General features: G+C 67.5%; 15 protein-coding genes and 2 pseudogenes. 14 read left to right on the top strand and 3 right to left on the bottom strand.

The window, feature by feature from the left end; genetic code table 11:
• Positions 1-110: 110 nt before the first annotated feature.
• Positions 111-308, top strand: a pseudogene (locus D0Z08_RS28380) (IS30 family transposase); the annotation flags it as partial.
• 7 nt (positions 309-315) lie between these two features.
• Positions 316-615: pseudogene (locus D0Z08_RS28375) on the top strand (transposase); the annotation flags it as partial.
• A gap of 38 nt (positions 616-653) precedes the next feature.
• Here D0Z08_RS28375 and D0Z08_RS28370 read toward each other — a convergent pair.
• A complete protein-coding gene (locus D0Z08_RS28370; protein WP_182481542.1) occupies positions 654-1,748 on the bottom strand; it encodes an IS110 family RNA-guided transposase in 1,095 nt (364 codons plus the stop codon).
• Positions 1,749-2,145: 397 nt separating this feature from the next.
• Between D0Z08_RS28370 and D0Z08_RS32415 the strand changes: the two genes are divergently transcribed.
• From D0Z08_RS32415 to D0Z08_RS31775, 9 genes are all read left to right on the top strand, one after another.
• Positions 2,146-2,301 (top strand): hypothetical protein, encoded by a 156-nt coding sequence (locus D0Z08_RS32415; RefSeq protein ID WP_182481541.1) that lies wholly within the window; start codon positions 2,146-2,148, stop codon positions 2,299-2,301.
• A 416-nt stretch (positions 2,302-2,717) separates the two neighbouring features.
• Positions 2,718-3,086, top strand: coding sequence for a hypothetical protein (locus D0Z08_RS28360; RefSeq protein ID WP_147381566.1), 369 nt, complete (start codon positions 2,718-2,720; stop codon positions 3,084-3,086).
• 1,306 nt (positions 3,087-4,392) lie between these two features.
• Positions 4,393-4,785, top strand: a complete 393-nt coding sequence (locus D0Z08_RS28350; protein ID WP_182481539.1) for a single-stranded DNA-binding protein — start codon at positions 4,393-4,395, stop codon at positions 4,783-4,785.
• A gap of 18 nt (positions 4,786-4,803) precedes the next feature.
• Positions 4,804-5,844 (top strand): DUF4192 domain-containing protein, encoded by a 1,041-nt coding sequence (locus tag D0Z08_RS28345; RefSeq protein ID WP_118928647.1) that lies wholly within the window; start codon positions 4,804-4,806, stop codon positions 5,842-5,844.
• 11 nt (positions 5,845-5,855) lie between these two features.
• Positions 5,856-6,029 carry a hypothetical protein gene (locus tag D0Z08_RS32405; protein ID WP_182481538.1) on the top strand — a complete coding sequence of 58 codons (174 nt, stop codon included), beginning with the start codon at positions 5,856-5,858 and terminating at the stop codon, positions 6,027-6,029.
• A gap of 201 nt (positions 6,030-6,230) precedes the next feature.
• Complete coding sequence (locus D0Z08_RS28340; protein WP_182481537.1) at positions 6,231-7,550, top strand: AAA family ATPase; 1,320 nt, start codon at positions 6,231-6,233, stop codon at positions 7,548-7,550.
• Between the two features lie 194 nt (positions 7,551-7,744).
• Positions 7,745-7,900, top strand: a complete 156-nt coding sequence (locus D0Z08_RS32400) for a hypothetical protein (protein WP_182481536.1) — start codon at positions 7,745-7,747, stop codon at positions 7,898-7,900.
• Between the two features lie 90 nt (positions 7,901-7,990).
• Positions 7,991-8,230: a hypothetical protein gene (locus D0Z08_RS28335; RefSeq protein ID WP_118928645.1), complete on the top strand. Its 240-nt coding sequence runs from the start codon at positions 7,991-7,993 to the stop codon at positions 8,228-8,230.
• 15 nt (positions 8,231-8,245) lie between these two features.
• Positions 8,246-8,425, top strand: a complete 180-nt coding sequence (locus D0Z08_RS31775; RefSeq protein WP_147381565.1) for a hypothetical protein — start codon at positions 8,246-8,248, stop codon at positions 8,423-8,425.
• 22 nt (positions 8,426-8,447) lie between these two features.
• Here D0Z08_RS31775 and D0Z08_RS28330 read toward each other — a convergent pair whose 3' ends face one another.
• Positions 8,448-9,302, bottom strand: coding sequence for a hypothetical protein (locus D0Z08_RS28330; RefSeq protein ID WP_182481535.1), 855 nt, complete (start codon positions 9,300-9,302; stop codon positions 8,448-8,450).
• A gap of 235 nt (positions 9,303-9,537) precedes the next feature.
• On the opposite strand from D0Z08_RS28330, the gene D0Z08_RS28325 reads away from it, so the two are divergent.
• Together D0Z08_RS28325 and D0Z08_RS28320 are read left to right on the top strand one after the other, a co-directional pair.
• Complete coding sequence (locus tag D0Z08_RS28325) at positions 9,538-9,903, top strand: hypothetical protein (protein WP_118928643.1); 366 nt, start codon at positions 9,538-9,540, stop codon at positions 9,901-9,903.
• A gap of 91 nt (positions 9,904-9,994) precedes the next feature.
• Entirely contained in the window at positions 9,995-11,422 is a 1,428-nt protein-coding gene (locus tag D0Z08_RS28320; RefSeq protein ID WP_182481534.1) for a hypothetical protein, read from the top strand.
• A gap of 457 nt (positions 11,423-11,879) precedes the next feature.
• Here the strand turns inward: D0Z08_RS28320 and D0Z08_RS31770 are convergent, their stop codons facing one another.
• Positions 11,880-12,842, bottom strand: coding sequence for a hypothetical protein (locus D0Z08_RS31770; RefSeq protein ID WP_147381563.1), 963 nt, complete (start codon positions 12,840-12,842; stop codon positions 11,880-11,882).
• Positions 12,843-13,735: 893 nt separating this feature from the next.
• Between D0Z08_RS31770 and D0Z08_RS28315 the strand changes: the two genes are divergently transcribed.
• Positions 13,736-14,299 carry a hypothetical protein gene (locus D0Z08_RS28315; protein ID WP_118928641.1) on the top strand — a complete coding sequence of 188 codons (564 nt, stop codon included), beginning with the start codon at positions 13,736-13,738 and terminating at the stop codon, positions 14,297-14,299.
• The last annotated feature ends 702 nt before the right edge of the window (positions 14,300-15,001 follow it).

Here is a 15,001-nt window from a genome sequence, read left to right as displayed (position 1 = left end):
GCGCTCGCCGCATCCTCCAACGACACCTGGTCGACGTCGTCCACCGGGCGATGCTCGAGGACCAGGCGACCTGGACGCACCAGATCACCAGATGCCAGCAGGCGGCTTGACATAGAAGCATCAACGGGCTGCTGCGCCAGTACTTCCCCAAGGGCACAGACCTGCCCCGGTGGTCGGCCGAGGAGATCGAGGCCGTCGCTCACGCACTCACCAGGCCCCGCAAGACCCTGGGATAGAAGACACCCGCCGAAGCCTTCAACGAGCACCTACTCTTGCTCCAACAAGCCGGTGTTGCATCCACCGGTTGAACCCGGTCAGTACACCTCGTTCGCCTTCACCAGCAGGCTGATCGAGGCCGGCGTAGACGGCTCCGTCGGTTCGGTGGGCGATGCCTACGACAACGCCCTGGCCGAGTCCCAGATCGGGATCTACAAGACCGAACTGATCCGCCCCGAAGGGCCCTGGCGCGACGTCGAGCACGTCGAGCTCGCCACCTTGACGTGGGTCGACTGGTTCAACCACGAGCGCACCCATGAATCGATCGACGACCTGACGCCAATCCAGGCCGAGGAAGTTCACTACGCTGCACGAAACGGTCTCATCCCGACCGGGTAGAGACACGATCCGAAGTGTCCGGAAACTCCGGGATGCTTCTATGTCGCGTCAAGCCCTGAAGTGAACGCATCGGGTGCGCGGTGGGCGGCGGCGAGGGTACGGAAGATCTGCCGGCCGGCGTAGCGCTTGAGGCAGCGTCGGATCTCCTTGCTGGTCTTGCCTTCGGCCAGCCGTCGGTCGATGTAGGCGCGGGTGCCGGGGTCGGTGCGCATGCGGGTGAGGACGACGGTGTTGAGTGCCCGGTTTAGCCGGCGGTCACCGCCACGATTGAGGCGGTGCCGCACGGTGTTGCCTGACGAGGCCGGGATCGGGCAGGTGCCAGCGATCTGAGCGAATGCCGCTTCGCTGCGGATCCGGCCTGGGTGGGACCACACCGTCAGCACGATCGCAGCGGTAACGGCCCCGATCCCCGGTAGGTCGAGCAGCTCGGGCGCCTCAGCTTCGACGAGTCGCGCGATGTCAGCGCGGTTCGAGGCCAGCTCGTCGTCTAGGACGAGGATGCGCTTGGCCAGCCGAACCGCCTCGGCGCGTGCGGTCGCGACCCCGAGCGGTTCGTCGCGGCGGCGCCAGGCCGCAACGGTGGCGATCTGCTGTGCGGTCAGCGCTCGTCGAGCGTCCAGGCCGAGGTCGTGGCCGCGGGCCAGCGCGGTGAGAGCGTTGATGCATCGAAGCCGGTCGGCGTTGAGCTGGTCACGGGCGCCGGTGAGCACCTGCAAGGCGGTGTGTGCTTCACCTGCACGGCGGTCGCGCAGCTCGGCCAGAGCCATCACCAGGGTGGATCGCGCAGCCAGGACGGCATCGAGGGTGTCGGTTTTGCCGCGGCCGCGATCGCGTCGCGGTGTAGGCGCCTCGACGACGCGGTAGCCAGCGTCCTCGAGCACGTCGCCGAGAACAGCGCCGTAGGAGCCGGTGCCCTCAGCAGAGACCAGCACACCATCGAGGTCGCCATCGGTGCGACGGCCGATCCAGTCACGGGCACGCCGCAGACCCGCCGGCGTCGTCGGGAAGGTGGCCTGGTCGACCAAAGCGCCGTTGGGGGCGGCGACGATGGCATAGCTGTGCGTCGCTGCGTGGGTGTCGACCCCAACGACGTAGCGGTAGAAGTCGGCCACGGTGGCATGCAGACTGGACAAAGCGATGTTCTCCTCACTAATCGGGTTGGACGTCGTTGCCGGCGTCAGCCCGGGTGAGAAGTCACGACGAGGCGGGCCTGTAATGAGCCACACCGAGGGGAAGGCAATCCCCATGGTGGACATGCTTCTGATCAAGCCATCGTTGTGGGCCAGGGTCGGCGCCGGCACCCAGCACCCGCTGGACAGATCCCGGGCATGACACCCCCGAGGGGTCAGGCGATTCAAGAGTCACAACGAGCGCTGAGCGACCGGCGCTAACCCTGCCAGTCAGCCCCAGGCCAACCGCCACGAAGACTTACAGGCGGTTCAAACATGGCCCCCGCTACCCAGTGAACTTGCAGTCAAAGGCATCCGAAAGAGATCGGGGAGCGCTGTAGGCGGTGTCAGGCTCCGTCGGGTGGTGGCCGACGCCGGTTACTGGAGCGAGCACAACATGAACCTGGCCGGGGTGGAGTCATTCATTGCACCCGGCCGCGCCCGCAAGCTCCGCAAGATCGCCGAGACCGAGCAGCACCGCAGTCAGGTCATCGACCAGGTCCAATCGGGAAACTGACCAAACACGAGGCCGCCGAGCAGCTCGGTGTCTCGGTGCCTCGGATCAACCAGATTCTGCGACGGCGAGCAGCCGGTGACCCCGACCAGCTCACCGCTGCCGCTATCACGAAGATCGACAGTCCCCGCGGCCGGCGGACCTACAAGCGGAGAGCCGGGGCGATCGAGCCCGTCTTCGCCCAGATCAAGCACAACCGCACTCGGCCGTCGGCAGGGGCTCTCTGTGCGTTGCGCCAGTAGATCTTGTGGGCGCGATGTCGTGGATGGAGAGCATCTCGCCGCGGGCGAGGATACGTCGGGTCGGTCTGAACGAATAGCGCTGTGGTGGAACTTGCGGGCGGCGGGTGATCGCCCGGTGCGCGCTCTGCGTCCTTTTCTGGTGACAGAGTCCAGCCAAGATGAGCGAGGGATGACCCGATGAGCCAACAGACGACCAAGCAGTCAGCGCGAAAGACGGCGCGGGGAATGGTCGAGCGGCGGCGGCGCGCGCGGATCGAGCGTGAGCGTCGGATCGAGGATCTGGCGGTCCAGGTGGTGACCGCGATCGTGGAGCGTGACGAGGCGGTAGCGCAGGCGGAGCAGCGCGCCGGGGCGGCGCTGCGGGAGTTGACCGACGTCGAGGGGCTCTCCTTGGCCGAGGCGGTCGAGTGGTGCGACGAGCAGGTCAGCGCGAAGGAGGCGACGCGCCTACGGCGGCCCTTGGACGACGGCAGACCGGGGCAGAACGCGGGGCGTGATGCCTCCGCACGGAGTGGAGGCGCGGGTCCAGGTACGCCGGTCGGATGACGCCGGCCTCCAGCGCGGCCTCGACGCCGGGGCACCGCACACGCAAGCGCCAGCACCCTCCGGGTGCGTCGCATGCCACGAGAGGCGGGGGAGTGGTGAGCCGTGAGCCGTGAACCCAAGACCGAGCGGGTCGGGATCTACTGGAGGCGCGACCTGTGGGACTTGGCACGATCGGCGTACGTCGCCGACCTCGACGACGACCCGTCAGCGCCCGGCGCCTTCCTGCGCTGGCTCCACCGAGCGATTGAACGGCATGCCGCGCGTACGCCGGCCGAACGGGCCGCGTTCGCGGAGACGACGGCATCGGGCACAAGGTCGGGTGGCGGGTTGCGGACGAGTCATCCGCTCAGCACGACAACGATCGGCCTCATTCAGGACGCCATTGTCGGCGAGCGCCGGCACAGCGGACGTGTGATCTCCCGTTCGGCCTTCGTTCAGGAAGCCGCGGTCGCGGCCGCGGCGCTCACCCGTCAACGCCGCGGCCGACGGGCTCTCCCGCCGCCCCCTGCGAGGCTCACTAACCGCCCGCCTCGTCGGTGACCGCAGGGCAAAGGTTGTCAGCGAGCGTTCTGCGGATCGGCCGTACCGCTACCGGGTGTTGTCGGCCGTCTCCGAGGCATAGTCGCGGCAACCACTACCGGTGGCGCATTACGGTCTCTGGTAGCCCCGCGTGGCCGGACGGGCCCCCACGCGCTCGCACGTCTCCCTCGCTCCGGCTTCCTCGGCGCTCGTGGGCGGGACTCCTCGGCTCCCTGAGCTCGAGAGCGCCTCAGCGAACTCAGGTACCCGCTGCGCAGCCATCTTGCGATTCTCGGCGTGCGCGCCGAACTGCTTCCCAATCCGCGCCTCGACGTCGCTCGGGGGCCGGCGGGCTTCCCCGACGTCTTGCGCCAGCCGAGTGATCTTGCGCGGGATAGGCGGTGGCTTGCTCTCCGGGGTCGTGATTGTGCCGCGCCTTCGGCCGTGTGGTGAGTCCGACGAGCGGAAGTCTGCTGTCGGACCCGGGCACTTTGGCGCGCAAGTACGAACAGTCACTCCTGCCGGCGGACGCTGGGGTCAGCTCGTCGTATCCCGATGATGCGATGACCTCCGAGTGCCGGGTCGGCGACTACCACCAGTCGGGCGTCACCAGGACTCGAGGCAAGGGCGTGGGGGCGTGGCCTTCGAGAAGCGGTTCGACAACCTGGTGACCCACTGAGACAAAAGCAGCCTGGCTTTCGGATGGCCCGGTGTGATCGCCCGACTGACCGGATCCGACCTAGTTGGTCACGGGATGGCCAACGCCCCGCGAACTCAGGAGGATCCGATGTCCACTTTCGTCGCCTTTGCCGGGAACCTCGCCAAGGAGCCTGAACTGCTCTACACCCAGGACGACAAGCCCTTCATCAGTTGCCGGGTGCTTGTGAGTCGTCGCGTCACCCACGACGTCGGCGAGTGGGTCGACGCCGAGCCGACTGCCCACAACGTCAAGATCTACGGCACCTTCGCCAACCATGTTCATGACTCCGCTGGCCGCGGCACACCGATCGCCGTGCAGGGCGTGGGGCAGACCGAGACCTGGACGGACATGGAGACCGGCCGCAAGCGCACAAGGGACGACGTCGTGGTCGACCACCGGTTCGGCAATGTGGCGGTCTCGCTCCGTCGCAACTCGGTCCGTCTCGAGCGGGTTGCGCCGGCTGCTGATGCGGCGAACTGAGCGCGAGGGAGATCTCCGATGGACCTGGTTGTTCAATCCCCCGACGAGCTCGTTGCCGCGTTGCCGCACGTCCTGGGCTTCAAGCCCGAGGAGTCGATCGTGCTGGTCCCGTTCACCCGCGGCCTGCCCGTCGCACGGGCGGACTTGCCGCGGACGGATACCGAACGGGAGAAGTTACTCAGAAACGTCCTGAGACCATACGGCCGCAACGCACACCCCGGTGCGATGGTCGCGATCGTTTGCGTAACCGAGGACCGACGCAACGCCGAGCTGTCCAGCCAGCGCCTCAGCACTGCCATGGAACGGGTCGGGATCCAGGTCCCGCTGCGCTTGTGGGCCAACGACGACCGATGGGTCGAGTTCAACAGCGGTCAGGCGGGTCTGCGCAACGAGGACACCGCCAGCAAGATCGCCGCACTGACTGTCGCCGCGGGTGCCAAGCAGCCGGCCTCGAGCCGGCAGTCGCTGGCCGTCTCTATGATCGGCGATCGTGCGCCGCTCGCTGAGGCACTTCCGCGGGTTCGCGCTCAGGTGGAGCAGAAGAACACGCCGAGCGCGGAGCTGGAGTGGGCTCTCGGCCGGATCGACCAGTTCCACATCGACGGCAACCGACTCAGCCACAACGACGCCGCGCGCTTGCTCGTGGCTGTTGAGCACATCCCGACCCGGAACGCGGTCTGGAATGACATCAGCCGCGACAACACCTCCTCCAACATCGCGTTGTGGACCGACCTGACTCGCCGCGCCCCCGACGTGGTCCGCACGCAGGCCGCCTCGATGCTGGCGTTCTCCAGCTGGCTGGGCGGGGACGGCGCCCGCGCATGGTGCGCGCTGGACCAAGTCCCTCCCGGGGGGCAGAGGTACGCCATGGCTGCCCTCGTCGCCACCGCCGTCCAGGAGGGTTTGCCTCCGAGCGAGTGGGAGGCCAACAGCCAGGAGATGCGCGCATTCGCCAGCGCGCTCGACGAGACCTTCGTCCCCAGCCCGTCCGGGCACCGGCTCCACCGAGACGTCCCGCCGAACCCCGGCGGCCCCAACCGCGGCACGCCCAGCCGATGAGGGGATCTGCTATGGACAGCAACCACCAGCGGGACGACTCCTCAGGTGTCGAGCAGAGGATGCGGCGGCTGGTCGACGTCCCCTCGCCCGACTTGTACAGGCCCGAAGAACGCATCGACTGGATCCACAACCCAGACGTGGGACTCCTGACCGGCCGCCGCGCGGACGGGCATGAGAGAGCATGAGCGGCACGGAGAGTCTTTCTCGGGTTCGGCTCAGTCGCGCCACCGAGCCCAGTGACCTCCGCGTGACCGGACTGGTCAGTGAACTCGGCGCCGTGCGGCAACCACGCGCTCAGCGTCCCTTCTGTAACGGCAACAGGGCGGGCGTTACAGAAGACCCGATCTGTAACCGACATCTGTACCGACAGCAAAGGCGGTGGCGGGGTGCTTCCTAACCCTTACACACCCAGCGGCCGCCCGCGCGTCTTCGTGGGCCGCGAAGTCGAACGCCGTCGGCTGCGCGATCGCCTGGCTCGGGTGGTCGTGTACGGCGAGATGATGGGCCCGCTCGCGGTGGCGACCGGGCCCCGTGGCCTCGGGAAGACTTCCCTCCTGCGTGACGTGCAGGCACATGCGCAGGAGTCGGGCTTCGTCGTCGCCTGGGTCTCGGGCGTGAAGCACCAGCCGTTCCTGGCTGACGTCGTGGACCGCGTGACCCGCACCCTGGACCGTGCCGGCCACTTGGCCAAGCCGGGCCGCGGCAACCGGCTCCAGGAGGTCGGCGTGGAGGTCGGGGTCGGTCTCGCGAAGGTTTCCGCCAAGATCGCTCGTCCCAAGGATGCGGCCGGGGGCTCCCCTGCCCTGGTCGGACCGGTGGAGGACTTCTTCCACCGCGCCTCCAACATGGTGCGCGAGGCCGGCGGCGCCGGCCTGCTGCTGATCATCGACGAGCTGCATGCTCCCCTCCAGTCGCGCCGGGAGCGCGAGTATGACCCCGATCCGCGGGCGGTCCTTGACGCAGCGGTCCTCCTCAACGCTGTGCAGAACATGGAGGGCGACCGCGAGGACTACCCGCTGGGCGTCATGGGTGCTGGTCTGCCGGAGACCAAGGCCTACCTGACGCGCGCCGCGACGTTCGGTGAGCGCACCCACGAGTTCGTGCTGCACGAGCTCGACCGGGCGACCGCCCAGGCGGTGCTCATCGAACCCTCCCGGCGACTCGGCGTCGATTGGGACGCGATCGCCTTGGACGCCGCGGTAACGGCTGGCGGCGGCTACCCGCAGTCCTTGCAGATCATCGGCGCCGCCACGTGGGATGCGGCTCAGCCTGCGGAGGGCGCCACGCTCACGCTCGCCGACCTGGAAGGGGGCCGGGCAACTAGTGAGGCCGATATCGCTTCACTGTTCCACGCACGTTGGGACGTGGCCACCGACGCCGAGAAGGCACTGCTGCTCGCCATGGCCCGCCATACAGACTCAGAGATCAAACGCGGTGCGGTGGCCGCTGAGATGGGCGTGGACACCGAGGCGCTGGGCATGACCCGCCGCAGCCTGATCAGCAAGGGGATCATCGAGGCGCCTCGTCGCGGGGTGCTGCGCTTCACCATCCCGGGATTCGCGGCCTACGTCCGTGCCCAGGACGACCGCGGCGTCGAGCTGCCGGTCGCAGACAGTCGGCCCGCGCTCGTCCGACATGACGGCCGCACGCATGAGTGGTCCTCGACAAGTTCCCACGAGCCGCCGAGCCGCGGGCCGGCACGCTAGCGGATCCGCGCGGGCCTAGAGAACCCGGCGGGCGCTTCGCCGCAGCGACTCTCTTCGAGCGCCGCGGCGCCGTCTCCCGAGGGCAAAGGTGGCGTGACGGAAGCCAGCGCGCCGAGCAGTTCGTCCTCGCCGGGCAGGGACTCCATCGTCGGAGCGGAGTAGGCGCTCCTCTGTCCCGCCGGCTTCTGCGATACGTGGACGTCCGCGGCGTCGACGTATCCCAGGAGCTAATCGCCGCCGGAGCGGCCCGGCTGTACGACACCAGCCCCGAACTGGCCCGCCGGGACGCCCACGAGAGCGCCGCCGGCAGCGCGCAAGAGCACAACGAGGGCCTGTGGGGCAACTGCTGATCCGGGAGTGATCGCCCGCGGCTGGCTCCGGAACCTAGTAGGTCAGGAGGATCCACGGACCGATCGGATCCATCACCATAGGAGAAGCCGATGAGCAGCGAAGCCGAACGCCAGGAAGCCGCGCTCGAGGAAGAGGCCCGTCAGCGCTCCCAGGAAATCCATGCCAGCGAGGACGCAGTCGCTGAGGAGACCAGCCCTTCCTCCGATGCCGAGATCGCCCAGGTGCACCGCTCCGGCCGTCAGCACGACCACTCCGACGCCGCCGCCTACCAGCGCAGCCAGTACGCCCCCAGGCAGTACGGCCGGCGCGGCGGCGGTCCGCGTCGCTAGAACGGAGGAGTCACGATGTTGCACACCACTACGGCGACCACGGAGACCGTTCCGGCCCGGGCAGGCTCAGCTCAGCGATGGGTCGAGTGCCCTCACATGCTCGGCACGCTGCCGTGCCTGAACCACAAGGCCCACGCCGGCGACGGCAAAGGCTGCATGCACTTCTCCCGCTCCGGATTCGCCAACGACGAGTAGAAGTCGGGACGGCGCGCGAAGCTCAGTTGCGCACCAGCCGCAAGACCCGCGACGGCGGCGCAGGCGCATCCAGCCGCTGAAGGCGCTCGATCGTCACTGGGTAGCGGTGCCGGCGCAGCAGGCCCGCCAATGCCCATCCCAGGCCCGCCTGGACCACGAACTGGTCGCCAGCGACCCACACTCGAGTCGCCCAGGCGCGCTCGGCCGCCGGCACGGCATAGCTCAGCGCGATCACTACACCGGCCAGCACCCCAATTGCCGCACGGCCCTCCAGGACCGACTGCAGCACGCACACGACCCCGACCAGCCCGCGGAGAAGCCAGGCCGACCGCACCAGCGAGATCGAGGCGAAGCCGGCACCGATACCTCGAGTCAAATCGCGGATCGCCCGCCACGGGAAGGTGAAAGCTAGCACCGCGAGTTCGCACCGCGGCCGCGCCGCGCGATGGCTTCCGAGGGCGTGGGCAAGGACCGCCGTCGCCTCCTCGACGGTGACCGCCCCGGTATAGACGGCCCCGACCACCCAGGGCGTCACCACCACCGACCGGCGACCGACCCGCAGGGCAGCTGGCATCGCGGCACGCGGCGCCCGCCGCACGTACACCCTTCGGACCTCCCATGCGGCGTCGACGTCGAGACCGGCCACCCGCACCACGACTTGGTCAAGGACCTCCAGCTCGGCTGCTGTGGCACGACGAGACCGGGTCAGAACCTCTACAAGCGGCCCCTCCCCGGCCCCAGCCGCGAGCGCAGCGAGCCAGCCAGCGCCTAGTAAAAACGCCAGGAGGCTCACATCCGGCGGCAGCAGCGCCAGAACGACCAGAAGCGAGACTCCGCTCGCCAGCAGCGCCGGCCCCAGGATCACCACCCTCAGCACGCTCCTCGGCACCTTCATCTCGAGCCAACTCCAACCAGTCCGCACTAGTGAGAACGCCAACTTTCCGCCTTCGTGATCGCCGGACCGCCCGATTGCGACCTAGTCGATCGAGACCAGTTTGTGCCTAGCCACCGACGCCGCCGGAGTTATCCACAGGCGCAGGGAGGGCCCGAGCAGGGTGCCGCCGCTGCGTGGGTGGATGGGCCGCAGACCAACTCCGAGGGAAGGACAACCCGTGAGCACGAGCGCTGCAGACGAAACCTGGACCCGTCTTGGTGCCGCCGTCCAGTTGCTGCACCACGCTGCGCTCAAGCTCTGGAGTCACGCCGACCAGGCGCCGGCGGCCGCCGCGGTGCACTCCCTCGGCCTGGGAGTCCAGTTGGCTCATGGGAGAGCCGCCGCCCTGCTGCCGCGTGAATTCGAGCTGCCCGAAGTCGAGGTCGACGACCGCACCGCACTGCAGATGATCACCGCGGCAGAGGAACTGACCCGGGGCCTACCTGTCCGCCAGCCCGGCAGCCGAATCGACGTGGTCGACAACTCAGAACTGGTAGTCGACCTGTGCGACCTGATCAGGGAAGCACGCGGCCTTGACTACTGAGATCCCGGCAACGTTCGGCGACCGCGACGAGGCACTCTTCGACGCCGAGCACGCCGCATGCCCCACATCCGAGGGACGCAGCGTCGGCGAGATGCTGTTCGACGTCGATCACCGATCCCGCCAGATGCTCATCGACGTCAGCGGCGATGACGCCGGCGCACTGCTACGGGGTTGGCCACCCGTCGTCGAGGCCGCGCGTCAGCTCTGGGGGGCGTTTCCCGGGCCTAGCCCGTTTGGTGACCACATCGAGCGCGTCGCGGCGCAGGCCGCCCGAATCGAGGCGAGCGTGACCCGCGCGCGCACCTGGCCCGGGCCCGGCGAAGCGGATCCGCGAATGATCGAGCTGGCCGAGACTCTCCACACAGCCACGGTGCTGGTTCGCCGCTACGGCACCGAGATCGCAACTCTGCGGGTGGACGTGCAGCGAGACCTGGCAGCGGCCCGTAGCCGGGTCATGCATGGCCTCTATGTCAGCGCGCACGCCGTCAACGTCGCCCTCCACGAGCATGGCCGCGACCTGGTCGACGCCGCACGTGCTCGGGGCCGCGTTGTCGCGCTGTCGCCGGTGCATTCTCCCTACGCGGTCGCGCCGACGACCCAGTGGATCGGCAGGATCGTCGCCAGCGAGAGCATCTGCGCCGACTACCTCGCTGGCCGCTTCGCGAAGGCGGTCGACGGGGAGGTCGCTCATCCGGTGGGCGACCCTAGCCGAATCCCGCAGGCACTCGCGCAGTGGGAGATCCAAGCCCATCGCACACTCGCAACCGACCCCGCACCGGCCAACATCGTTCTCGTCGCTCGCACCCAAGGCCTCCTCGCGTCCACGGGTCTAGTCCTCATCGATGCCGCCGGCCACGCCGATCTCCTCGACGGCGCCCCCCGGCTGGTCTCCGCCGTCACCGCCGCCGGCAGATCCTGGAGCAACATCGCCAGTCGCTGGACCGACCTCGCTCCGGCCGGCTCACAGCTCGACCCATCCCTAATCCGGGCGGCAGCCGAGGTCCGCGCCGCGCTCCGCGAGCTCACCCATGACAACGCGAAGCTGGCCTGCCCCGAGATCATCGCCACCCGCCCCGGCCTGGGGCGAGCCGCCGACGCCATGCGCCACTGCCTCGAAACCAGTGTCGAACTAGCGCAGGTCGTCGCCGAGAAGGCAAATAGCCCCCGACTCTTCGGAGCGGCCCGCGCCCTATCAATCCGAGCACACAACGACATCGAAACCGGGATGGCCACCCCGCCGCTTGCAGACCAGGACGTCGTCTGGGTGTCACCCGCGGACATTCTGGCCAAGCGCACGATCCCAGTTCCGCCGCCTGTCGCTGAGGCCCTTCAAAGTGCAAGCCGTGAACTCGTGACCGCGGCACAGTCGGCGGCGTCAATTGCATCGGTCCACCCAGGCCCGAGACGAGATTCCGTGCCGGTTCTCACACCCGAGGACCACGCGCATCGTGATCGCTCACGTTCGGACCGCCAACCCGGCGACCTCGGCCGACGACCAGGCAGGGCGCCTGCGCGGTAGCGACTGGATCGGCCCTCGTTGGATTTCGGATGGGCGACCGCTTCCTTCACCAGCGCAGGGACTCGGCGGTAGGACGGCGTTGCACCGTGGTCACAGCGAGCCCATCGCCGATGGAGCAGTCGACGGAACCGATATACCGGTCGACTGCAACCACCGACGCCGCCGTCAACCGCTTTGGATGGCCTGCGCCCAGTCGCACCAGCACGCTCCCGCTGCTGGGGCGCGCCAAACAAGGGAGACGACAAAGGGGGGCGACGAGCGTCGCGCCGACGACGACGGCCCCAGCTTCTTGACAGTCATATGCGGCGGAATGACGCAGGATTCTAATCGCGGCCATCGAGTGAGATCGAGCGGCGAGGCGGTCACGCAGACGCTTCATTGCGTTGCCTTGGGCCACCGTTTCGATCGGGCTAGTTCCGGGAGACAGAGCCTCAACGAGGCCGCGGCGATTCGGGACCTAGCTCTTGCTGAGGAGCGCCAGGATCGCGGCATCGTCTGAAGCGTGTGGCCGCGCGAGCACCGCGTGCATCGCCCGTGGCGACTGAAGCGCTTGGCGTCGCCGGACGCGAAGGTCGTGAAACCCATTGAAGTAGATCTGACGACCGTACTTCGTGCGGAATGGATGTCCGGTTCGCGGGTCGGTCGCGGAACGCACGGTTGAGACCAAGCCTTCATCGCGTAGCAGTGCGAACCCGCGCGACAGGGTCCTTTCCGAGAATGGGATGCGGATGTGGTGGTCTGGCCGAAGGTTCTCAACGTCGGCGAACCAGTTGAGTTTGCGAAACCATATGCCCGCGCCGGCCGGCCGCTCGGCGAGCAGTGGCCTCATCAGCGGGTCGTTGCGGGCATACCGTTCGCCGATCATTGCCGCGAAGTAGGCGGCGAATTGTGGACCCTCCCAACGGGTGAAACGTCCGTACTCGAATCCGTCGCACAGAACCGAGACGTAGGTGTCGTTCGGATGCGATGCGGCGGCGGAAGAGGCCGCAGGCGCTAAGTGCTGATCATCCGGAATTCCGAGGCTGAGAGCGGCGGCAGGATCGTCCAGTGCCGCGCCGTTCCGCGCGTCCGAGAGCACGACAATCTTGGGACGCCCGCTGCCCCGTTCGCGTCGCAGAGTGCCGACCCGCTCCAACTGGTCGAGCTTGTCGCTAACCCACTTGCGTTTGAGTATGCGGTCTGTCTGACCGAAGTCGGCAGGTGGTCGACACCAGTCGTGTAGGCGTTCCCAAGTCAGATCGGGCGACACCAGGCCGGGTTCGTCCGAACTGTTCCATGCGAGCGCGCGGAGTAGAAGATCGACCTTGACTGCGCCTCCGGCGCCGCGGCCCAGCAGCGGCGCGACGACATCTCGTACGTAGGTCTCTCGGAGCCGGACTCGACGGTGAGCACCTGCCTCGTAGAAGCCTGTCGAGTCCACGGTGGATCCCCCTGCTGCTGTGGTCTCGGCGTCAGGCTCCGCGGCACCCGATGACGTGGGGTCGGGTCCAGTTCTTGCGCGAGCGCGGCTCGGCGAGATGCGATGTCGAAGGCTGTACCGGACATTGGCGGCCATAGACGAATGTCTACCACTCTTCGACAAAACTATGCCACCTTCGGTAACTGTCAGCGGTTACTGACCGGGTCGGCCAGTGGTTACGGGGCGAGGTGAAGACATGGACACAGCCGAACTCTTCGTCCGCGTGTCCTTGCTGTGCGGGGGGTTGAGCGCTCTTACGTTCTTCGTGGGCCGGTCAGTCCTTACCTGGACGACCGGAAGGTCGATCGTGCGCATCGCTCGGGAGACGAGGACGACCGCCCGAGATGCGGCCGGTGCTCTTGCATTGGGTCTGGGTCGGCCGGTCGCCACCGGTCCCGCTGAGCTGCTACCGGGTCGCACGCCTTCGTGCACGGGATCGCCCGAGGGCGACGGAGCGGGCCAAGCCTCTGATGGAGAGTCACCTCGAGCTATGGGCGACGCGCGAACTGACTGACGCGGTATGACGTGCCAACGAGATGAGTCTTGAGCGCCGTCGAAGCGGGCTCACGCTCCGATGCCGGGCGTGGTCTTGACGGGCGGCCGCGGTCGTGGGGAGAACTGGACCTTTCCTGAGCGCATGCCCGACGGCGAGATGCGGCAACTCAGGACCCATTTGGTGGAGGCCGGCAGAGCGCCGACCTCAGGACCCATAGAACGCGCCGCGGCGCCTGAGAATGGCTCGCATTGCAACCCTGGGCAGGGGTTGCGCTCGCGGCGTCGGGCGGGTTCGATCGCTAGGAAACGGGCAAGGGACTGCATGCCGCCCGTGCGGTAGAAGGAGGTTGGGAGTCGACATGCAGGAACAGGTCGTAATTCTGCCCGGTATTCCGGGGCAGCCCGGTGCCGACTTCGGGCTCGAGGGGGGTGTCCACCCGTACCCGGAATCGACTACTGACTTTGTGAAGTTGCTCCACGCGCGGGGCTTGGTGGTTGAGTTTCGCGACCCTCGCGAGGCGCGCGCCGAGGTTGGCTTCAAGGCGATGGAGATTTGGCTCCCAGCGCTCCTGTCATTGCTCAGCAACTTTCTCGCCATCGTCCTGTGGGAACTCCTAGACGAATACACCAGGAAGTACCGCGACGACACCTCGACAACTGACAACGTCCTGCACGTGACGTGGGAAATCGAGCTGCCGGATGGCACACATTCGACGTTCAACGCGCATGGCTTGGGAAGCGAGGTGCGTGAGTCCTTCGCTGGATTCGTCCAGGCAGCTGGCCTCCCCGCGCCATCAACAGAGGCGCTCGGGTCGGGTGACGGGGGCGCGACTACTAATGACCACGCCGGTGCGGGTGCAAACGAGGACGTGGCTGAGAACGATGCGCCTGAACCCGACCACGATGTCGATGATTCGGACTGAGGGTCATGACGCGCTCCGCCGAGGCTCGCAACTTTTCGGCCGAGCGGCTCGCATCATCTCAGCCGCGCCTACGCGATCTGATCGCGAGCTTGCCGATAGCTACCTGCGGGAGGCCATGCGGGCGCTTCGGAGCGCGATGAACTGGCTTGAGGACACTCCAGCCGTGGTTGCCGAGTTCCGCGAAACGGGGCGACCTACACGATAGAGTGCCCCGTCGCGCTCGCGCACAACCGTGTCGGTCTAAGCATCGGGTACATCGTCAAGCGGTCGAGCTGCTCGATCTGCGGGTCCGACCCCGAGGACTGCCTGCATGTGACAGGCAACGACTATAACGGCGAGGTGTGTCATCGAATAATCGAGGAAGCTGAGATGCTCGAGGTTTCGCTCGTCGGACGTCCTGCACAACCGGATGCTCGAATAGAGAAAGTGGGCGTCACCCATGATGAGCTTCGGCGGTTCCTGGGCGATCACTTCACGCCAGGTATTGATGTGACTTGCGACAGGTGCCTTAAGGAATGTCGGGGAGTCTCGCGCCCCTTCGAGACTTCAGGCCATGGGGTCGTGGACAACCCACTTACGGGATAGAGGTTTGCCCGGGATGGACGTTTGCCGACTCCCTGGCGTCCGTTCAAGTGCCCTTGGCGCGTGGGCGGTCGGCGTGTCCACGGTGACCCGACTCCACTGCGCGGCTGCGAGACCTGG

The organism is Nocardioides immobilis (assembly GCF_003515065.1).
Taxonomy (GTDB): Bacteria; Actinomycetota; Actinomycetes; order Propionibacteriales; family Nocardioidaceae; genus Nocardioides; species Nocardioides immobilis.
This window is presented reverse-complemented; position numbering and strand designations above follow the sequence as displayed.